Source organism: Streptococcus sp. UBA4344 (assembly GCF_002393675.1).
Classification (GTDB): domain Bacteria; phylum Bacillota; class Bacilli; order Lactobacillales; family Streptococcaceae; genus Streptococcus; species Streptococcus vicugnae.
In genome coordinates, this window is sequence record NZ_DGTE01000015.1 from 24,053 (window position 1) to 43,518 (window position 19,466).

Below are 19,466 nucleotides of genomic sequence, written 5' to 3' on the forward strand. Positions count from 1 at the left end.
TAGTCTCTTTTACATATCTAAATTTATGTAAACTAAATACATTATCCTGCTTGTGCAGTCTGCATTTGATAATAAACACCTTGTTTTGTCATTAATTCATCGTGGGTACCGTATTCTACGATATCACCATCAACCATTACCAAAATACAATCAGCTGATTGAATCGTTGATAAACGGTGAGCGATGATAAAGCTTGTACGACCCTTCATCAATTTTTCAAAAGCTTCTTGAACAAGGATTTCTGTGCGAGTATCGATAGATGATGTCGCTTCGTCCAAAATCAAGATTTTTGGTAACTTGACAAAAATACGGGCAATGGTCAATAACTGACGTTGACCTTGTGATAGGGAAGCACCTGCGTCAGATAAATAAGTATCATAACCATTTGGCAATTGTCGAATGAAGAAATCAGCGTTAGCTGATTTAGCGGCTTCAATAACTTCTTCACGTGTTGCGTCAGGATTACCATAGGCAATATTATCATGAATAGTGCCAACTTTTAACCATGTTTCTTGAAGCACCATACCAATTTGTTGACGTAATTCTTCAACAGAGTAGTTAGCCATTGACACACCATCTAGATAAATGGCTCCGCTATCGACTTCGTAAAAACGCATCAAAAGGTTAATCAATGTTGATTTACCAGCACCTGTCGGACCAACGATGGCAACTTTTGAAGCTGCAGGAATAGATAGGTTTAAATGGTTAATCAGTGTTTTCTGCGGTGTGTAGCCAAATGACACATCTTTAAACTCGATTTGACCTTGAATCTTATCAGCATCCAATTGTTTAGTAACTGGAAGTGGTTCATACTCTTCATCTAAAATGGCATACAAGCGCTCAGCACAAGCAATCGCTCCTTGCAATTCTGACAAAACTGATGAAATATCATTAAACGGCTTGGTGTATTGGGTAACGTAGTTCAAGAAAGTTGTCAATTGACCAACGGTAAAGGCACCTGACATAATGCGAAGCGCTCCTACCCCTGCCAATAAAGCATAAATCAAACTATTGATAAATCGTGTTGATGGGTTAACCGTTGATGAATAGAAAATAGCTCCTTGCGAATAATCTGCATAAGTGTCATTGATTTCTGTGAATGTATCGATAGCAGCTTCTTGCGCATTAAAGATGTGCAAAAGACTTTCTTGACGAATCATTTCTTCAATGTATTGAGTTTGGCGACCACGAGATTTGGTTTGTTTTTGATAAAGATGGTAACTCTTATTGGCAATAAAGCGGGCCAAGAAAAGTGATAAAGGTGTTAAAATAAGCACCAAACCGAGCATCAGTAAATCAATATCAGCCATGGTAATGATTGTGATGATAATCGTTAAAATACCAATGAAGAATTGATTGAAAACCATCAAAAGTCCGTTACTCAATTGCTCTGCATCAGTTGTTACACGGCTCACCAAATCACCAGAACTCTTCTTATCAAGATAAGAAATTGGCATTTGATTCAATTTTGCCATAACCCTTTGACGTAGGTCATAAATATAGCCAAAGGTCAAACGGTTATAAATCAAAGGATTCATCCATTGCACTAAGGTGTTTAGGGCAATGACAATAACCATTTTAGTGATAATTGGGATAATCAGCGTTAATGATTTTGGAGATAAAACCACATCAACAGCATTACCAATTAAGACTGGGAGGTAAACAGTCAAAGCAACTTGTGCAATGGTACCAAGAGTCGCTCCAATCACCAAACCTTTTTGAGAAAGGAGTTCCTTGAACAAACGGCGGCTTGTATCAGATTGTTTTCTTGCTTTCATGTTCTAGTCCTCCTTTCCTTTTTGGTGTTGTGAATAGTGGATATCTCGGTAAAGGTCATTAGTTGCAAGCAAGTCATCGTGACTAGCAAATCCAAGTTGATGCCCTTTATCCAAAAGCAAAATCTTGTCTGCAGCTTTCAAACTATTGGTACGTTGTGAAATCAAAATCAATGTCGTATCACTTAATTGTTCATGAATGGCTGATAATAATTTTGATTCTGTCAAATAGTCAAGTGCTGATGTTGAATCATCCAAAATGAGGAGCGGTGCCTTTTGAACAATAGCACGCGCAATGGTCAGACGTTGACGTTGACCACCAGAGAAATTGCGACCAAAAGCTTCTACTGGCGCATCCAATTGTCCTTCTTTTTCAGAAACAAAATCACTAGCTTGAGCAATAGATAAGGCACGCCACAAGTCTTCATCGCTGACATCACCTTTTAATCCTAAGATCAAGTTTGATCGGATAGTTCCTTGGAAAAGCTCGGCTTTTTGTGGCACCACATTGACCCAAGAACGCCATTGTCCGAGCGTTTTAGGAGAAAAATGATTGTGGAAAATAGCTAAGCTACCTTCCTGAGGTGTATAGAGATGAGTCAGCAATTCTACCAAAGTAGATTTCCCAGAACCTGTCCCACCAATAATTCCTAAGAAATCACCCGGATTTAAATGAAAATCAATGTGAGATAGTGAAGGCTCTGCTGCTGTTGGATAAGTAAAGCTCATGTCTTTAACCAAAACAGCATACTCAGACTGCATTTGCTCCAACTCAGTTGATAAATCTTCAGAGTCTTTTTCAAAAACTTCTGTAATACGTTTAGCACTGATAAATGATTGGTTCAATGATGTCACAAGCATAGTCATCTTAAGCAATTCTGTTAGAATTTGCAAAAGATAATTAACCAAGGCAATTAACATCCCTTGAGAAAGCAAATCATTACTAATCTGAAGATTTCCTTGCCAAATCACAAGAACCAAAGTGCTATTAACCACAAGGTATGTTAATGGTGTGACTAAACTTGAAAGACGTCCTGCTTTTAACTGTAAATCAGTGTAGTCTTGGTTTCCAGCAGCAAATTCTCTTTCTTCCTTATCAACTTGACCAAAAGCTCGAATAACACGAACCCCTTCTAATTGTTGACGTGTCATGTTAACAATCTTATCTGTCGCACGACGAATCTTAGCATAGATTGGATTCAACAGATGTGACATGGCAAAGACAATCATAAATAAAATGGCAACCATGACCAAAAAGTCGATGGTCATTTTGGGACTGATGTTAAAAGCCATGATAATAGCACCAAAAACAATAATCGGTGCGCGAAGGAAAAGACGTAAAAATTGATTAATTCCTGTCTGAATTTGATAAGTATCACTGGTTAAACGCGTAACTAAGCTTGAAGTTGTCAACTTATCACGATCTTCCTTACTCAAGCCCATGATTTTCTTAAATAAATCCGATGTCAATTGACGCGTATAGCCAACTGCTGCTTTTGAAGAAAAATACTGCGCAGTGATGGCAACAATCACACCAACAATTGCAAACAAGAACAAAAGACCAATCATCAAAACAAGATTTACCTTATTATCACTTGGGATAATCGTATCAACAATTCTTGCAATAATAATTGGCACTAATAATTCAAATGATGCTTCAAACAACTTGAAAAGGGGACCTAAGATTGTCTCCTTTAGGTACCCTTTGAAATAACGACTTAAATACTTCATGTTTCTCTGTTTTAATAGAGATTCTAAACTCTAAACCTTACTAAATTAAAATAAGCTCATTAATTCAATCAAATACAAATTAAAATGAACTTCACGCGAGTAATAGATGTTACCACCATTTTTATATAATTGCCCACCTGAAATTAAAGCGAGAGGATGATAGTAAAAATAAGATTCACCAGTCGTGTTACCAAGACTTGGAGCTACTACATCGCGTGAATAAGTTTTAGCTAAAGCAATTGTATTTTTACTACCGTTCTTTGCAACATAATCAATATAAGATGTTCCAAAGTTATAAGCTTGAACGGCTGTCCAAACATCTACTCCTGCCTCATCAGCTAAAGAAAGATTTTCTGAAAGGACTGTGACACCCTGACGAATACTGGTCTGACTATCGGTAATCGAATTAGCAACACCATCTGAACTTTCACTTGACTGCATTACATCGTCTTCGTTTCCTTTAGTTTCAGTGTAAATCATCGCCAATACCAACTCAACATTAGCCTTTGTGTCATTGTCGTCTAAAATCTCTTTAACCATACTTTTATACTGTAAAACTTTATGAACATTTTCGTGAGTTACATAAACTTGATACCCACAGAAAAGGACAAAAACCAGTATAATCAGGCGTTTTAAGAACTTAAACATTATTTATTTTGAATATCCTCTATATTTTTAATCAAGATGGAATAGGTTCCATTTGGATTCTGAATAAATTCAACCGACTCTGCATCTTCATAAACATTATTAGGAACAATCAATTGAATACCATTTGACAGTGACAATTTTTGATTCTCTAATTTTTTCGTTTGACGTGAATGGTCAATGTCCGAGACCTGAATAGGCTCTGGAATGCTCTCTTTCAATTCATCGACAAATGTTAAACGAGCGGTTAAATTATTATCAAAGAGTTGATCAGCCAACTTTTCAGGTGATAATTCTTGCTCTTCTTCCAAATTTTTATGAATAGCTGCTTTCATTTTAGATTGGAAGGCAAAATCATCTTGTTGGAAATTTTCAGCGATTTTCTGGGCAGCTTGTTCTACCATTTTAATCGATTTTTTGACCGATTGTTCTGGCTGAACTTGCAAAAGATTCTCTGAAAAATAGTTGGCAAAGCTTCCGTTGTGCTTAATACGTTTTTCAATCAAATAATAATGGTGATTAACGCGATTAATGACCAAAGCTTCATCTGGCGTTTGAGCCGCAGATGGGTAATTATTTTGTGTGATTTTAATCGGACTTTCACTGTCACTTGAAATGTGTGTGAAATTTTCTCTTAAGGCCACACGAAGAAAAGCAAAATGCTCAACACCGTCTTTATCAAATTGGATGAAGACCAAATCATTTGTCTTTTGATTATCAGAAATGACAAACTCTTCTTTCCAAAGCTGAGCGATTTTAACGGATGATTCCATCAAATCATCACTCAAATAACTAAGAAAGACATTGTCTTCTGAGAACGTTCCACGTTTGGCTTCATCTGAGAAAACTTTGCTTAATTTTTTACGAAAATACTCATCAATACGCGGCGTAATCGTCAATAACTGATTTGACAAAATCAATTCCGTATCATTTGGCGTAAATTGATGAATAACAATGCGTTTAATATATAAATCAATCATGGTTATGTATGTCTGAACACATCAAACGTGTTCAGCTGTTCGTTAATAAAGTGGGAAAGCATCTGTCAGTGCTTTAACCTCACGACGAACCTCCTCTAAAATAGTTTCATTTTGATAGTTTTCAAGTGCTTTTACAATCAATTCAGCAATGGCACGTGATTCTTTTTCGCCCATACCACGGCTAGTAATAGCTGGTGAACCAATTCGGATACCAGATGTCTTAAATGGTGATAAGGTTTCAAATGGAATCGAATTTTTGTTAAGCGTAATGTTAACAGACTCTAAAATGTTCTGAGCCAATTTTCCGTTTTCGACCACTTTTGTCACATCAACAAGAAAGACATGATTGTCTGTTCCACCTGAAATCACACGGAAATTTGGATGTTGATTAAAGACATCAGCCATAGCACCGGCGTTTTTAATCACATTTTCGCCATATTCTTTAAAAGCTGGATCCAAGGCTTCTTTCAAAGCAACTGCTTTACCAGCAATAACATGCATCAAAGGACCGCCTTGAAGCCCTGGAAAGACTGCAGAATTAATCTTCTTAGCAATAGCTTCATCATTAGTCAAAATAAGTCCACCACGCGGTCCACGAAGAGTCTTGTGCGTTGTTGTCGTTGTCACATGTGCATAAGGTACTGGGCTTGGATGATGACCAGAAGCCACAAGCCCTGCAATGTGTGCCATGTCAACCATTAAATAAGCTCCAACACTATCAGCGATTTCTCTAAAACGTGGAAAATCAATAATACGTGAATAAGCTGAGGCACCTGCAACGATTAACTTAGGTTTGACTTCCTTAGCCAAATCTGCCAATTTATCATAATCGATGCGTTCAGTGACTGGGGCAACTGAATAAGAGATAAAATGATATGTTTTTCCTGAAAAGCTGACTGATGCACCGTGAGTCAAGTGACCTCCCGCAGCCAAATCCATTCCTAAGACAGTATCCCCGGGTTGGATTAAAGCCATATAAGCTGCGGCATTAGCTTGACTTCCTGAGTGTGGTTGAACGTTAGCAAACTTAGCACCGAACAATTCTTTAGCACGTTCGATAGCTAAATTCTCAACAATATCCACACAATCAGTTCCACCATAATAACGTTTGCCAGGGTAACCTTCGGCATATTTGTTAGTCAGCAATGTGCCTTGGGCTGCCATAACAGCTTTAGAGACAACATTTTCAGAGGCAATGAGCTCAATATTATTTTGTTGACGAACTTCTTCAGCGTGAATCACTTGCCAAAGTTCTGTGTCAAATGCTTCGTAGTTTTCCTTGTCAAAAATCATATCCTTATCTCCTTTTGATAAGATCAAGTCACAATCATTAGCGATTGTAAAAGCCGAAACAGTATCAAATAAATTCCCAAAAAGTTAATCTTTTGCAAAAGGCAATTCCGGCACACGAGCAAGCAAGGTTTCTTTCGTAATAGCTCCTTGGCGTAAAATACGTGCAAAATCACCTGATAAATCCAAAATTGTCGAGTCGACACCTGTAATCGCAGCATCATCCGAAAGTCCTGAAACCGAACTTCCGAATTGCGCTTTAATTTCAGTAAAAACTTTCCCACTTTCTTGACCAGAAATATTTGCTGACGGACCAATTAACGGACCTGTCTTTTTAATTAAAGCTAAAGTCTGTGGGTGTTTGGGAATTCTAAAACCAATTGTTGATAAGCCAGAATTGATCCAAGCTGGCACACGGTCATTTGCCTGTAAAATAATGGTTAATGGTCCGGGTAAAAAAGCATCATACAGTTTTTTAAGATAAATTGGTTGATTTTTGGAAAAAGCTAAAATTGTCTCATAATCTGCTACATTAAGATTCATAGCTTTCTCTTTAGGACGACGTTTTAAGTGATAAACTTGTTCAACCGCTTCTTCATTCATGGCTTGTGCAAAAAGCCCATAAACAGTTTCTGTCGGTAAAATCACTGCACCACCTGTTTGAAGTATTTCTTCCAAATTAGCCATTATCCATCACGACCATTCTATCTTTACCAAATATGTCTTGTAATACACGGACACGTTTTTCTGGAAAATGTTTGCCAAGCAAAGCTCGCAAGCCATCTCCTTGCTTATAGCCAATTTCAAAATAAAGTTTACCGTCTTGCGACAGATGTTCACTAGCGCCTTCGATAATACGACGATAAATCGCAAAACCATCTTCATCCGCAAACAAAGCCAAATGTGGCTCAGAAGCAAGGACATTAATACCAACCTCATCCTTATCATTGTGAGCAATGTAAGGCGGATTAGAAATAATGACATCAAAAGTTCCTGTCACTTGGTTAAAAACATCAGATTCTACAAAATCAAGCGACACCTGATTTGTTACACTGTTTTCTTTTGCCAATTGCAGAGCTTCTTTGGAGATATCAGAAGCCGTTACTTGCCAATCTGGTCGCGCAGCCTTAAGTGAAATCGCAATCGCTCCACTGCCTGTTCCGATGTCTAAAACACGCAAATCAGCTTTGCTATTTTCCTTTAAAACCAGATCAACCAATTCTTCAGTCTCAGGTCGCGGAATTAAGACACGCTCGTCAACCGCAAGCTCCAAATCACGAAAATAAGCTTTTCCAGTGATGTATTGCGGAGAACGATGCTCTTTTAGTTGAGCCATAATCGTATCTAACAATTTTTGGTCTTGATCAGTAAGTTCTTTATTTTGATGTAAAATGAAATCAAGAAGCGTCCAGCCTTTTAATTCACGAAAAACGTAAGTCAAATTCTCTGGATCCTCTCCAATTTCTTGTAAATGTTTTTCTAGTTGGCTGATTGTTTCAGCATAGTTCATTATTGATTTAACTCTTCTAGTTTCTTAGTTTGATCAAACAAGATGAGGGCATCAATTACTTCATCCAATTTACCTGACAAAATAGTATCCAATTTTTGCAATGTCAAACCAATACGGTGGTCTGTCACACGGTTTTGTGGGAAGTTATAAGTACGGATACGTTCTGAACGATCACCAGTACCAACTGTTGATTTACGTTCAGCATCTTGTTCGTCTTGAGCAATTTGAGCAAAGTGGTCCGCAACACGCGCACGAATGACTTTCATGGCTTTATCACGGTTCTTTTGTTGTGTACGTTCTTCTTGCATTTCAACTTTGATACCAGTTGGAATGTGAACCATACGAACGGCTGTCGCAACTTTATTGACGTTTTGTCCACCGGCACCAGATGCGTGATAGATATCTACGCGCAAGTCTTTTGGATCGATTTCGTATTCTACTTCTTCAACTTCAGGCATGACAAGAACTGTCGCTGTAGATGTGTGGACACGACCTTGGCTTTCTGTAACAGGGACACGTTGCACACGGTGAGCACCTGATTCATATTTCAATTTAGAATAAACAGATTGACCTGATACCATGACAACAACTTCTTTGATACCACCGACACCATTGTATGAGGCTTCCATAACTTCAAATTTCCAGCCTTGGCTTTCAGCGTATTTTTGATACATTTGAAGAAGGTCGCCAGCAAATAGAGCAGCTTCGTCACCACCAGCAGCACCGCGAATTTCCAAGATAATGTTTTTGTCATCATTTGGATCTTTTGGTAAAAGAAGAATTTTAAGTTTTTCTTCGTAATCTTCTTTGGCTGCTTTTGATTCTTTAAGTTCTTCTTTTGCCATTTCTTCAAGTTCTGGATCACCACCAGCATCTTTAATCATTTCTTCGGCATCTTCAATGTTTTGAAGAACTTTTTTGTACTCGCGGTAAACTGTTACAGTTTCACGTGTACTTGCTTCCTCTTTAGATAAAGCCATGAAGCGTTTTGTATCACTAACGACATCTGGGTCACTTAGTAATTCTCCTAATTCTTCATAACGGTCTTCAACCGCTTGTAGCTGATCATAAATGTTCATCTGAGTTTATTTCCCTCTCTTTTACAAATTCCTTTTTCTTATTTTTCGTCTGAAATCATTGGATGAAAATAGTGTTTACGGCAAACTGGGATGTAAGTCTCATTTCCTCCAATTTGGATTTGATCTCCCTCGTAGACCGGCTTTCCATTTTCAGTTCGTAAAACCATTGTGGCTTTTTTAGAACAGAACTGACAAATAGTTTTAATTTCATCAATTTTATCTGCTAAAAGCAGTAGGTATTTTGAACCTTCGAATAATTCGTTCTGAAAATCATTTTTTAACCCAAAAGCCATAACTGGTACTTCTAATTCATCAACAACACGTGCTAATTCATAGACATGCTTTTTCGTTAAAAACTGACATTCATCGATAAGAACACAATAAGGTTTTTCTGGTAGAGCTTTGACGTAAGCAAAAACATCCATATCATTTGTAATCGCAACAGCTTTTCGGCGCATGCCGATACGACTAGAAACAACACCATAACCATCGCGTGTATCAAGTGCTGACGTCATAATGACAACAGGCTTGCCTTGTTCTTCATAGTTATGAGCTACTTTCAAAATTTCAATGGTCTTACCAGAATTCATGGTTCCATATTTATAATAGAGTTGAGCCAAAAGTGACAATCCTACCTTCTACTAATATTCTACTATTCTACCATAAAATCGCTGATGGATAAACAAGAAGAAGGATCAATTCAATGCCTCAAAAACGTTCACATCCCACTACTACAAGCATTTAACAGCATAAAAAAAGCTAAAGCAAATTTTGCCTTAGCTTTTATCACTAAATGTGATATCGGTAACCAACACTATTGAATAACAAATCAACGCACTAAAGAGCGACAAAACCGCCACTCCTTGCACTGTTAAATTGTTAATGCTTAACTCTATTGTAGCACAGCTACTCATGTAAATACGATGACACTTTATTAAAAAAATCACGATTGTGTTACAAGAATATTTAAAAAAACAGTATTGACGAAGGAAAAACAATGGAGTATCTTATAACATGTTATAAAAAAACATACAAAGGAAAGTCAAAGTGAAATTTATTATAATCACAGCACTATTAGCCATCTTCATTGCTCTATATGCTGGAGATAAAAATAATCAATAGTTTTATGTGCAAAGAATGAATCACGTTAAAAGTTGAAAATATGGAGAAAAAGAAAATGGCATTGTTTGGAAAAACAAAAGAAGAAAAAACTGAAGCTTACCTTGAAGCGCGTGGCGTTAAAGGTTTATCTCAAGATAGTTATGCTCAAGTTCAACGTATTGCAAATGAAATGGCCGGCAACGGGCTTATCAAAGCTGGGCTAGCGCTTTCGTTTAACAACGGCGTTGACCAAACTAAACTTTCTTATTTGTCTGCATTAGTAGAACAAAACTGGCTTTTAATTAATCAAAATCAACAGATTATTGACGAACTTAAAAAATTGAATAGTAAGTAAGAGGTACAATCATGAAAGTTGGATTTCGAAAACCAAGTCTTAAAAAGAGTTTAAAAGCTCGCACTACTGCTAAGTGGAAACGACAAGCTAAAAAAGCTCTTATCCCTGGCTACGGTAAAAAAGGTATGGGCTGGGTAAAGAACCCGAAAAGAGCAGCTTATAATAAGGTTTACCATAAAACAACATTTGGTTTATCAGATATTTTGAAATTGTTTAAATAAGATTTCTTCTAAAATAGCACAAAAAGCTTGTCTAAACAGCTGATATTTCTTAATTTTACTGAATTTTCTCTCAGAATGTGCTACAATGTTACTGTTAATTTATTTTAAAGGAGATTCTTATGCCATTCGTAAAAATTGATTTGTTCGAAGGTCGTAGTCAAGAACAAAAAGTTGAGCTTGCTCGCGAAGTTACTGAAGTTGTTTCACGTATCGCTAAAGCTCCAAAAGAAGCTATCCACGTTTTCATCAACGATATGCCAGAAGGTACTTACTACCCACATGGTGAAATGAAAAAGAAAAACTAATTTTTCATAACAACTATGCTTGAGGCGATTGTCTCAAGCTTTTTTACTGACTTATAAATTGCTTTTCCGTTAAGAAAACGATATGCTAAAAACATATGAATATTCAGGAGGTGAGCATTTGCAACTTGGCCATAGTATTCAGATGATGGGGACAACTATTGATATTTTAATTGATTCTGATACACCTCAAAATCATATTGCTGAAGTTTGTCATCTGCTAACAGTTTATAAAGATCGCTTCAGTGCTAACGACGCTGATTCAGAACTTATGGTCATCAATGATCAGTCTGGTATCGCTCCAGTAACTGTTCACCCAGACTTATTTGAACTTACACAAATCGGAAAAAAACATAGCCTTGCTCAACCTGGCAATCTTAATATCGCTATCGGGCCTTTGGTTCAAAGCTGGCGCATTGGATTTGAAGATGCTAACGTCCCTAGTCAAGAAAAAGTTCAAGAGGCGCTAGCATTATCAAATCCCCAAAACATTATCTTAGATAATAAAAAACAAAGTGTTTTTCTAAACCAAAAAGGCATGAAAATCGACCTTGGTGCCATCGCAAAGGGATATATTGTGGACAAAGTTATGGATTACCTGAAATCAGAAAAAGTCAGCTCTGCTATGATTAATTTGGGTGGCAATGTCTTGGTTTATGGCGACAATCCAAAACAGGATAATGGTATTTGGCGAATCGGTATCCAAAATCCACAACTACCTAGAGGCAATAATATTGGTGTTCTTGCTATCAAAAATCAGTCAGTCGTTACATCAGGAATCTATGAACGTCGTTTAAAGGTTGGTGATAAAGAATACCATCATATCTTTGACCAAAAAACAGGCTATCCAATTGACACTGAAATGGCAAGCCTTACGATTGTTTCTGACTTATCAGTTGATTGTGAAATCTGGACCACTCGTCTCTTTGGTCTTCCGATTATGCAAGCTTTAGCAACTATTCAGTCTCTACCTCATATTGAAGGGATTGTTATCACTAAAGATAATCGCTTAGCCATGACAAATGGCTTACGCTCACGATTTCGATTATTACGATAATAAAAATTCATCTAGGAAAAATCCTAGATGAATTTTTTATGTCTAAACGCTTATTTTTTTGGTTTTCCGTTTAAAATCAAATTAAGAACAACAGCAAATAATGCAGCAATAACAATACCATTTGTCAAGAACATTTGAACTGTATTTGGAAGGCTAACAAAGAGATTTGTTCCGTTAAAACCAACACCACAAGCGATTGAAACCGCAGCGATAATGAAGTTGTATTCATTATTTTTAAAATCAACTTGATTTAGCATTTGAATCCCTTGAAGAGCTACCATACCAAAAAGAACAATCATAGCACCACCAAGAACTGGACTTGGAATCATTTGTGCCATTGCTCCAAATTTTGGAAGCAAACCAAGAATCACGAGGAATAAAGCTGTGTAGTAAATTGGACGACGTGTTTTGATTCCTGAAATACGAACTAAACCAACGTTTTGAGAAAATCCAGTATATGGGAAAGTATTGAAAATACCACCAAGAAGAACAGCTGCACCTTCTGCACGGTAACCGTTACGAAGACGTTTGCTGTCTAATTTTTCACCAGTCAAATCTGACAATGCAAGATAAACACCAGTTGATTCAACCATAGAAACCGTTGCAATGATACACATCATAATAATTGATGTAATTTCAAATTTTGGTGCACCAAAGTAAAATGGTTGTGGAATATGAACAAGCGGTGCATTTGCAACAACTGATGGATCAACCAAGCCCATGAAAGCTGCTACGATTGTTCCACCAATCAGACCAATCAAAATGGCAATAGATTTAATAAATCCTTTGGCGAAAATATTAACCGCAAGAACAATCGCAATGGTTACAAGCGCCAAAATCAATGATTGAGCTGTTGGTTTGTCACTATTATCACCCATGTTCCCAATAGCAACTGGAATCAAAGTCAAACCAATAGTTGTGATGACAGAACCAGTAACAACTGGTGGGAAAAAATCAGCAATTTTTGAGAAAATACCAGAAATCAAAATCACATAAATACCAGAGACAATCAAAGCCCCAAACATATAGCCTGAACCCTGTTTGGCACCGATGATTGATAAAGGTGCAACTGATTGGAAGGCACAACCAAGTACAACTGGAAGACCTACACCAAAGTGTTTACGCAACTGCAATTGTAAGAAAGTTGCTACACCACACATGAAAATATCAGTTGAAATCAAGTAAGTTAATTGCTCTGCTGAATAATTAAGAGCGCTAGCAATCATGATTGGAACCAAGATTGAACCAGCGTACATAGCAAGCAAATGTTGCAAACCTAAAATGGCAGCTTGTGAGTGTTTTTGTTCATTCATTTCCATTTTATGCATCAGCCTCCGCAAAGACAACTTGTCCATCTTTGAATTCTTTAATACGTGCAAGAGATGTCACAGGAACACCTGTTTCTTCTAGTAATTTACGACCTGTTTGGAAAGATTTTTCAATCACAATACCGATACCAGCAACTTTTGCACCTGCTTGACCAATAATTTCCAAAAGACCTTTAGCAGCTTGACCATTTGCCAAAAAGTCATCGACGATTAAAACTGTATCATCTTCTGACAAGAATTTACTTGCGATTGATACCGTACTTGTCACACGTTTAGTAAATGAATAAACTTCAGCAGTTAGAATGCCCTCAGTCATTGTAATATTTTTAGCTTTTTTAGCAAAAATCATTGGAACGCCCATGGCTTGTGCTGTATAAAGTGCTGGAGCAATACCTGAGGCTTCAATAGTGACGACTTTTGTAATTCCAGCATCTTTGTAAGCTTGCGCAAGAACTTTACCAATTTCTTGCATTAATTCATAGTCAACTTGGTGAGTAAGAAAGCTATCAACTTTCAAAATATCCTCACCCAAAACATTCCCATCTTTTAAGATGCGATCTTCCAATAATTTCATGGATTCTCCTTTAAAAAAATAGTTAAAATTGGATGTCAAAACTAACAACTTACTATGAAGCTTTCAAGGGCTATTAACAAAGACAAGTGTTACAAAAAAGAGATGTTTACAATTCGTAAACACCTCTTGCAAAACTCGGTCACATTTTCACAACTATGCAAAAATGTCTTCTCAGACAGCAACTGAGAATTGACTTATTGTTAGACATTACGGTGTCTTGTAGAAACGCTACGCCCATTCGTAGCATAAATAAGTATTATTAAATTTTAACCATCACATTAATGATAGAACTATTGTATCATTTTAATCTTGGAATTCAAGATGACATTGGTCCTATTATTAAAGAAGTAATATTCTGAAAATAATGACAAATTTCCTGTTCTAAATTGAATCACCATTCCAGATTGAATTTTTAACGATGACATAATCAACGCGTGTCAATGCATGAAGGTCACGGCCGCCGGCATATGAAATCGAACTTTGAAGATCTTCTTGCATTTCAGTAAGAGTATCTTTTAGATGTCCTTTAACTGGAAGCAAGATTTTCTTACCTTCGACGTTTTTATGTTCTCCTTTTTGGTATTCAGATGCTGAACCGTAATATTCTTTATATTGTTTACCATCTACTTCTACCAATTTTCCTGGACTTTCTAGGTGTCCAGCAAAAAGCGAACCAATCATCACCATTGTTGCACCAAAGCGAATTGATTTTGCAATGTCACCGTGAGTTCTGATACCACCATCAGCAATAATTGGTTTACGAGCTGCCTTAGCACACCAACGTAATGCCGCTAATTGCCAGCCGCCTGTTCCAAAACCAGTTTTCACTTTTGTGATACATACTTTACCAGGACCAATCCCAACTTTTGTGGCATCAGCGCCGGCATTTTCCAACTCACGAACAGCTTCAGGGGTGCCGACATTACCAGCAATAACAAAAGTTCCCGGTAATTCTTTTTTAATGTGTTTAATCATCTCAATAACGCTGTCAGAATGTCCATGGGCAATATCAATCGTGATAAATTCTGGTGCATCATCTTTTAAACTTGAGACAAATTCATACTCATAATCTTTAACACCTACTGAGATTGAAGCAATCAATCCTTGATCATGCATACGCTTAACAAAAGGTTTACGAGACGCTTCGTCAAAACGATGCATAATGTAAAAATAACCATCTTTTGCAAGCTTTTCAGCGATATCTTCATCGATGATTGTTTGCATGTTCGCTGGAACAACCGGCAACTTAAAAGTATAATCACCAAGTGTCACATGCGTATCTGCTTCTGAACGGCTTTTAATGATACATTTGTTAGGAATGAGTTGAATATCTTCGTAATCAAAGACAGGCATTTCGTTATACATATAAGTTTCTCCATGGTCTTTGTGTCCTTGCAAACTCAAACAAAGTCAAAGGACAATACAAAAAGGCCACTTTTTCTCTGTCAGAGTAGGCAAAAAAACACATCGACTCTTTCATTAAAAAATGACCTTCCTATAACTCTACTGAGCATTGGTACAATAGAGCATCGCTAGGTAAAAACTTACCCTTCCATTATCATTCTACAACTTCATTCGTTTTATGTCAACTATTTTTTCTTTGTGTTTTTATATCGTTCGTTATATCCGTACGTTATCTGCGGTGTCAACTTTACGTATTTAAGCTTTATTTTAGCTTTCTTTCAGTTTCGATTAAGTCTAATCCCCTAATATTTTTGTAACACAATTGCAAAGGAGTTTTATATGAATTTTATTAAACGTGCTTGGCTTGCGACAAAAGCCAAAAAAGGACGTACTGGGCTACTAATTCTAGTGACTAGTGCCATCTTGATTTTTGTTCTAGCAGGCTTGACTATCAAAAATGCTGCTGATTCAGCTGTAAAAAGTGCTAAAAAGCAAGCTGGCGCAACTGTAACGTTATCTGTTAATCGCGAAGCGATGATGAAAGCTTTCAAACCTGATAGCGAAAATAGTTCTGATTCAAATAGTGACACTTCTGCTACTACCTCTGTTGACCTTGCAACCGCAAAATCTATTGCTGAAAAAAGCGATGTAGCTTCATACCTTTTTACGACAACAACAACTGCTACAGCAGGCGATGATATCACTGCTATCTCAACATCATCTACCTCATCATCTTCTGATGAATCTTTAAACAGCAACTCTCAACCAGCTAGCCCTGGAATGATGGTTTCTGGCGATTTCACAATTACAGGAGTCAATAGCACAGATAAGGTAAGCGACTTTACTTCTGGGACAAATAAAATTTCTAAAGGAACTGGTATCACTGAAGACACTGCTGACAATTCAGCACTTATTTCAGCTGATTTAGCCAAAGAGAACAACTTAAGTATCGGCGATAGCTTTACAGTTAAAACGACTGTCAATGATACCGAAACAAGTTACACTCTAAAAATCGTTGGTATTTATGACAATTCATCGACAGCGACAACTGCTCAAATGATGTCAAATGCCTCAAATCCACAAAATAACATCTATACTAACCTCACAACGGCTAATACTATGAAAGGTGAATCCGACAAATTAGATTCAGCTATTTACACTCTTTCAAACCCTGAAAAAATGGATGATTTCGTCAAAGAAGTCAAATCAGAAATTGATACTGATTCATATTCTGTAACCTCTAGCGATGAAATCTATGAACAAATGCTTTCACCACTCAATAACATTTCATCAATTGCACAAAATATTGTTATTTTAGTTGCTGTCGCTGGTGCCGTCATCTTGACGCTCATTGTCATTCTAAGCATCCGAGAACGTCGTTACGAAATCGGTGTCCTTATGAGTTTAGGTGAAAATCGCCTTAAAATTATCGGGCAATTCTTCACAGAATTATTTATGGTAACAGTCGTTTCCCTTGTCATTGCTACTGTTGCTGGAAATTTTGTTGGAAAGGCCCTTGGTAACCAACTGTTATCATCTTCAACTCAAATCCAACAGACTACTAAAAATGATTTTCCTGGTGGTCCTGGTCAAGAGACAAACTCTTCTAATGATGACAATAAGCAAAATGACTCAAAACCCCAAAATGACAAACCATCCGGCGGTGGTTTTGGCAATATGATGACAATGGCTACTTCTTCAAGCAAAGAAATTGATCAATTAGACATCAAGTTAACAGGAAATGATGTCGCAAAACTTGGTGGAATTGCCCTTCTTATCTCATTTATCTCAACTATCTTAGCAAGTATCGGCATCATCCGCATGAAACCTAAAGATATCTTGTCTTCTAACTAGAAAGGAATGTTTATGACATTACGCACACAAAATATCGGCTATTGGTACACTAATAATCCAGATGATTATCTGTTCAAAGATGTCAATCTAAGCTTCGAAAGAGGAAAAATTTATGCCATTCTTGGTCAATCAGGAAGTGGAAAAACAACATTTTTATCCCTTTTAGCTGGACTAGACAGCCCAAAGGCTGGTGAAATTTTCCTCAATGATAAAGACATTACTAAATCTGGTCTGACCAATTACCGTAAAAATGCTGTTTCCACTATTTTCCAAGCTTATAATTTAATGACTTACATGACTGCACGTCAAAATGTTCAAACAGCGCTAGAAATTTCAAACAAAAGTGTTGACAACGCTAAAATCGAAGAACTTTTTGAACTTGTTGGCATTCCAAAAGAACTAATTGATAAACAAGTTCTTCAACTTTCAGGTGGCCAACAGCAACGCGTCGCTATTGTACGAGCCTTGGCAACAGAGCACGATATCATTATCGCTGACGAACCGACTGGAAACCTTGACGAAGAAACCACCCAAGATATCGTTAATATTTTTAAAGAAATCGCACATCAGCAAAACAAAACCGTAATTATCGTTACTCACGAAACTGCTGTTGCCAACGAAACAGACGTCATCTTCGAACTTAAGAAGAAACAATTTACACAGATTTAAAAGAAAATGCACTCAATAATTAAACTGAGTGCATTTTTTTATTCATCCATTTTAATCTGACAAATCTTGTCCGTTTGTGGCAATAACTTTTTTATACCAGAAGAATGAATCTTTGCGGTAACGTTCAAGACTACCAACTTCTTCATCTGTGCGGTCAACGTAGATAAAGCCATAACGTTTGCGAATGCCTTCGTGAGTTGAGATAAGGTCGACTGCTGACCATGGATTATATCCAAGCATATCAACCCCATCTGTAATAGCCAATTGAATTTGTTCAATGTGAGCACGAAGGTAGTTGATACGGTATTGGTCGTGGATTTTACCATCTTCTGTCAAAGTATCGTAAGCTCCAAGACCGTTTTCAGTAACCAAAAGTGGCAAGCGGTAACGGCTGTACATTTCACGGACAGTGGCACGGAAACCAACTGGGTCAATTTCCCAACCAAATTCTGTTTTTGGAAGATTTGGATTATCAACGCCGCGATAGAAACCTGCTTCACCACGCGCTGTTTGTTGGTCAGCAGAAGGATTCAAACTTTCTGTACCATCTGAAGCAGCTACAGTTGCAGTATTATAGTAGTTAAATCCGATGAAATCTGGTTTTGCAGCTTTCATAATGGCACGGTCTTCTTCAGTAATCACTGGCGTAGCATCTTGTTCTTCCAGGTATGCCCAGACAAGGTTATTGTATTCACCTAGGATATAAGCATCAAGGTAAAGCCAGTTACGAATAGCATTAAAGTTTTGAGCTGCTAGCACATCTTCTGGTTTTGATGAAGCTGCATAAACAAGTGAAATATTTGGAGCTGGACCAATCTTAGCTTCTGGAAGCATTTCGTGACAAAGCTGCATCGCTTTTGCTTGTGCTACCAACTGGTGATGGTTTTGTTGGTAAATTTCTTTTGTAAGATTTGTTGTTCCTTCTGGTACATGAAGAGTACCAATAACCGGACCAACCAAGGTCAACATGTTTTGTTCATTAATTGTCAACCAATATTTAACACGGTCACCAAAATTTTCAAACAAAACACGCGCATATTCAGCAAACCAATCAACAGATTCATGTGTTGACCATGAGCCACGTTCATCAAGCGCTGCTGGCATATCAAAGTGGAACATTGTCACGATTGGTTCAATATCATATTTCAAACATTCGTCAATCAAATTGTTATAGAATTCAATTCCTTTTGGATTCACTTCGCCAGTTCCTTTTGGCAAAACACGTGACCAAGAAATTGAAAAACGGTATGATTTAAAGCCCATCTCTGCCATCAAAGCAATATCTTCTTTGTAATGATGATAATGGTCAACAGAAACAGTCAAATCAGCAGTACCTGCAGGCAATTCTTTCACATCTTGACAAGAAGGTCCTTTACCATCTTCTAAAGAAGCCCCTTCAACTTGATAAGCTGACGTAGATGCTCCCCACAAGAAGTAATCTGGAAATGGTTTTAACGTTTTATGTAACATGTCAATCTCCTTTTAACTTTTCATTGATTACATTATAGCGTTCTCATTTCTAAAAAACTAATGCTATCCAACGCATTCCTAATACTATCATATGAATCGATATTAAGAATCTAAACAAAAT

19 protein-coding genes and 1 riboswitch are annotated in these 19,466 nt (G+C 37.2%); of the genes, 6 read left to right on the forward strand and 13 right to left on the reverse strand.

Annotated features, from left to right (window positions below; translation table 11 throughout):
* Positions 1 to 41: 41 nt before the first annotated feature.
* The 9 genes from B4D49_RS02690 to B4D49_RS02730 all read right to left on the reverse strand — a co-directional run bounded on the left by B4D49_RS02690 (position 42) and on the right by B4D49_RS02730 (position 9,630).
* Complete coding sequence (locus B4D49_RS02690) at positions 42 to 1,778, reverse strand: ABC transporter ATP-binding protein (RefSeq protein ID WP_286783108.1); 1,737 nt, start codon at positions 1,776 to 1,778, stop codon at positions 42 to 44.
* Between the two features lie 3 nt (positions 1,779 to 1,781).
* Positions 1,782 to 3,506: an ABC transporter ATP-binding protein gene (locus tag B4D49_RS02695; RefSeq protein WP_286783109.1), complete on the reverse strand. Its 1,725-nt coding sequence runs from the start codon at positions 3,504 to 3,506 to the stop codon at positions 1,782 to 1,784.
* Between the two features lie 45 nt (positions 3,507 to 3,551).
* Positions 3,552 to 4,154, reverse strand: a complete 603-nt coding sequence (locus B4D49_RS02700) for a lysozyme family protein (RefSeq protein WP_286783110.1) — start codon at positions 4,152 to 4,154, stop codon at positions 3,552 to 3,554.
* The gene (locus B4D49_RS02705; RefSeq protein WP_286783111.1) at positions 4,154 to 5,131 is read right to left on the reverse strand and encodes a nucleoid-associated protein; all 978 of its coding nucleotides are present in this window, start codon (positions 5,129 to 5,131) and stop codon (positions 4,154 to 4,156) included. Before B4D49_RS02705 ends, B4D49_RS02700 begins: the two co-directional genes overlap by 1 nt.
* Before the next feature lie 42 nt (positions 5,132 to 5,173).
* Positions 5,174 to 6,424 carry a serine hydroxymethyltransferase gene (gene glyA / locus B4D49_RS02710; protein WP_286783112.1) on the reverse strand — a complete coding sequence of 417 codons (1,251 nt, stop codon included), beginning with the start codon at positions 6,422 to 6,424 and terminating at the stop codon, positions 5,174 to 5,176.
* A gap of 84 nt (positions 6,425 to 6,508) precedes the next feature.
* On the reverse strand, positions 6,509 to 7,108 hold the full coding sequence (locus B4D49_RS02715) for an L-threonylcarbamoyladenylate synthase (RefSeq protein ID WP_286783113.1): 600 nt from the start codon (positions 7,106 to 7,108) through the stop codon (positions 6,509 to 6,511).
* Positions 7,101 to 7,931, reverse strand: a complete 831-nt coding sequence (gene prmC, locus B4D49_RS02720) for a peptide chain release factor N(5)-glutamine methyltransferase (RefSeq protein WP_132869588.1) — start codon at positions 7,929 to 7,931, stop codon at positions 7,101 to 7,103. Before prmC ends, B4D49_RS02715 begins: the two co-directional genes overlap by 8 nt.
* Entirely contained in the window at positions 7,931 to 9,010 is a 1,080-nt protein-coding gene (gene prfA / locus B4D49_RS02725; RefSeq protein ID WP_132869589.1) for a peptide chain release factor 1, read from the reverse strand. The genes prmC and prfA overlap by 1 nt, the downstream gene beginning before the upstream one ends.
* 38 nt (positions 9,011 to 9,048) lie before the next feature.
* Positions 9,049 to 9,630 carry a thymidine kinase gene (locus B4D49_RS02730; RefSeq protein WP_286783129.1) on the reverse strand — a complete coding sequence of 194 codons (582 nt, stop codon included), beginning with the start codon at positions 9,628 to 9,630 and terminating at the stop codon, positions 9,049 to 9,051.
* A gap of 557 nt (positions 9,631 to 10,187) precedes the next feature.
* Between B4D49_RS02730 and B4D49_RS02735 the strand changes: the two genes are divergently transcribed.
* The 4 genes from B4D49_RS02735 to B4D49_RS02750 all read left to right on the forward strand — a co-directional run bounded on the left by B4D49_RS02735 (position 10,188) and on the right by B4D49_RS02750 (position 12,046).
* Positions 10,188 to 10,466 carry a hypothetical protein gene (locus B4D49_RS02735; RefSeq protein ID WP_074625806.1) on the forward strand — a complete coding sequence of 93 codons (279 nt, stop codon included), beginning with the start codon at positions 10,188 to 10,190 and terminating at the stop codon, positions 10,464 to 10,466.
* Between the two features lie 11 nt (positions 10,467 to 10,477).
* Positions 10,478 to 10,687, forward strand: a complete 210-nt coding sequence (locus B4D49_RS02740; protein WP_286783114.1) for a hypothetical protein — start codon at positions 10,478 to 10,480, stop codon at positions 10,685 to 10,687.
* 119 nt (positions 10,688 to 10,806) lie between these two features.
* Entirely contained in the window at positions 10,807 to 10,992 is a 186-nt protein-coding gene (locus B4D49_RS02745; RefSeq protein ID WP_074482163.1) for a 4-oxalocrotonate tautomerase, read from the forward strand.
* 118 nt (positions 10,993 to 11,110) lie between these two features.
* The gene (locus tag B4D49_RS02750) at positions 11,111 to 12,046 is read left to right on the forward strand and encodes an FAD:protein FMN transferase (protein WP_286783130.1); all 936 of its coding nucleotides are present in this window, start codon (positions 11,111 to 11,113) and stop codon (positions 12,044 to 12,046) included.
* A gap of 50 nt (positions 12,047 to 12,096) precedes the next feature.
* Here the strand turns inward: B4D49_RS02750 and B4D49_RS02755 are convergent, their stop codons facing one another.
* The 3 genes from B4D49_RS02755 to guaC all read right to left on the reverse strand — a co-directional run bounded on the left by B4D49_RS02755 (position 12,097) and on the right by guaC (position 15,313).
* The gene (locus B4D49_RS02755) at positions 12,097 to 13,374 is read right to left on the reverse strand and encodes a nucleobase:cation symporter-2 family protein (RefSeq protein WP_074482161.1); all 1,278 of its coding nucleotides are present in this window, start codon (positions 13,372 to 13,374) and stop codon (positions 12,097 to 12,099) included.
* Positions 13,367 to 13,948, reverse strand: a complete 582-nt coding sequence (locus B4D49_RS02760) for a xanthine phosphoribosyltransferase (protein ID WP_074482160.1) — start codon at positions 13,946 to 13,948, stop codon at positions 13,367 to 13,369. Before B4D49_RS02760 ends, B4D49_RS02755 begins: the two co-directional genes overlap by 8 nt.
* A gap of 177 nt (positions 13,949 to 14,125) precedes the next feature.
* A riboswitch (purine riboswitch) is annotated at positions 14,126 to 14,221 on the reverse strand.
* A 108-nt stretch (positions 14,222 to 14,329) separates the two neighbouring features.
* Positions 14,330 to 15,313: a GMP reductase gene (guaC, locus tag B4D49_RS02765; protein ID WP_199544033.1), complete on the reverse strand. Its 984-nt coding sequence runs from the start codon at positions 15,311 to 15,313 to the stop codon at positions 14,330 to 14,332.
* 378 nt (positions 15,314 to 15,691) lie between these two features.
* On the opposite strand from guaC, the gene B4D49_RS02770 reads away from it, so the two are divergent.
* Both B4D49_RS02770 and B4D49_RS02775 read left to right on the forward strand, forming a co-directional pair.
* Positions 15,692 to 17,206 (forward strand): ABC transporter permease, encoded by a 1,515-nt coding sequence (locus B4D49_RS02770; protein WP_286783115.1) that lies wholly within the window; start codon positions 15,692 to 15,694, stop codon positions 17,204 to 17,206.
* A 12-nt stretch (positions 17,207 to 17,218) separates the two neighbouring features.
* Positions 17,219 to 17,875 carry an ABC transporter ATP-binding protein gene (locus B4D49_RS02775; RefSeq protein WP_286783116.1) on the forward strand — a complete coding sequence of 219 codons (657 nt, stop codon included), beginning with the start codon at positions 17,219 to 17,221 and terminating at the stop codon, positions 17,873 to 17,875.
* A gap of 51 nt (positions 17,876 to 17,926) precedes the next feature.
* Here B4D49_RS02775 and B4D49_RS02780 read toward each other — a convergent pair whose 3' ends face one another.
* Positions 17,927 to 19,345: a glycoside hydrolase family 1 protein gene (locus tag B4D49_RS02780; protein WP_132868773.1), complete on the reverse strand. Its 1,419-nt coding sequence runs from the start codon at positions 19,343 to 19,345 to the stop codon at positions 17,927 to 17,929.
* Positions 19,346 to 19,466 lie beyond the last annotated feature (121 nt).

Coding starts and splice junctions, on each gene's coding strand:
- B4D49_RS02780 (WP_132868773.1), bottom strand. CDS start 19,345: ATGTTACATAAAACGTTAAAACCATTTCCAGATTACTTCTTGTGGGGA.
- B4D49_RS02700 (WP_286783110.1), bottom strand. CDS start 4,154: ATGTTTAAGTTCTTAAAACGCCTGATTATACTGGTTTTTGTCCTTTTC.
- B4D49_RS02760 (WP_074482160.1), bottom strand. CDS start 13,948: ATGAAATTATTGGAAGATCGCATCTTAAAAGATGGGAATGTTTTGGGT.
- B4D49_RS02775 (WP_286783116.1), top strand. CDS start 17,219: ATGACATTACGCACACAAAATATCGGCTATTGGTACACTAATAATCCA.
- B4D49_RS02715 (WP_286783113.1), bottom strand. CDS start 7,108: ATGGCTAATTTGGAAGAAATACTTCAAACAGGTGGTGCAGTGATTTTA.
- guaC (WP_199544033.1), bottom strand. CDS start 15,313: ATGTATAACGAAATGCCTGTCTTTGATTACGAAGATATTCAACTCATT.
- B4D49_RS02740 (WP_286783114.1), top strand. CDS start 10,478: ATGAAAGTTGGATTTCGAAAACCAAGTCTTAAAAAGAGTTTAAAAGCT.
- B4D49_RS02770 (WP_286783115.1), top strand. CDS start 15,692: ATGAATTTTATTAAACGTGCTTGGCTTGCGACAAAAGCCAAAAAAGGA.
- B4D49_RS02745 (WP_074482163.1), top strand. CDS start 10,807: ATGCCATTCGTAAAAATTGATTTGTTCGAAGGTCGTAGTCAAGAACAA.
- B4D49_RS02705 (WP_286783111.1), bottom strand. CDS start 5,131: ATGATTGATTTATATATTAAACGCATTGTTATTCATCAATTTACGCCA.
- prmC (WP_132869588.1), bottom strand. CDS start 7,931: ATGAACTATGCTGAAACAATCAGCCAACTAGAAAAACATTTACAAGAA.
- B4D49_RS02695 (WP_286783109.1), bottom strand. CDS start 3,506: ATGAAGTATTTAAGTCGTTATTTCAAAGGGTACCTAAAGGAGACAATC.
- glyA (WP_286783112.1), bottom strand. CDS start 6,424: ATGATTTTTGACAAGGAAAACTACGAAGCATTTGACACAGAACTTTGG.
- B4D49_RS02755 (WP_074482161.1), bottom strand. CDS start 13,374: ATGCATAAAATGGAAATGAATGAACAAAAACACTCACAAGCTGCCATT.
- B4D49_RS02690 (WP_286783108.1), bottom strand. CDS start 1,778: ATGAAAGCAAGAAAACAATCTGATACAAGCCGCCGTTTGTTCAAGGAA.
- B4D49_RS02735 (WP_074625806.1), top strand. CDS start 10,188: ATGGCATTGTTTGGAAAAACAAAAGAAGAAAAAACTGAAGCTTACCTT.
- prfA (WP_132869589.1), bottom strand. CDS start 9,010: ATGAACATTTATGATCAGCTACAAGCGGTTGAAGACCGTTATGAAGAA.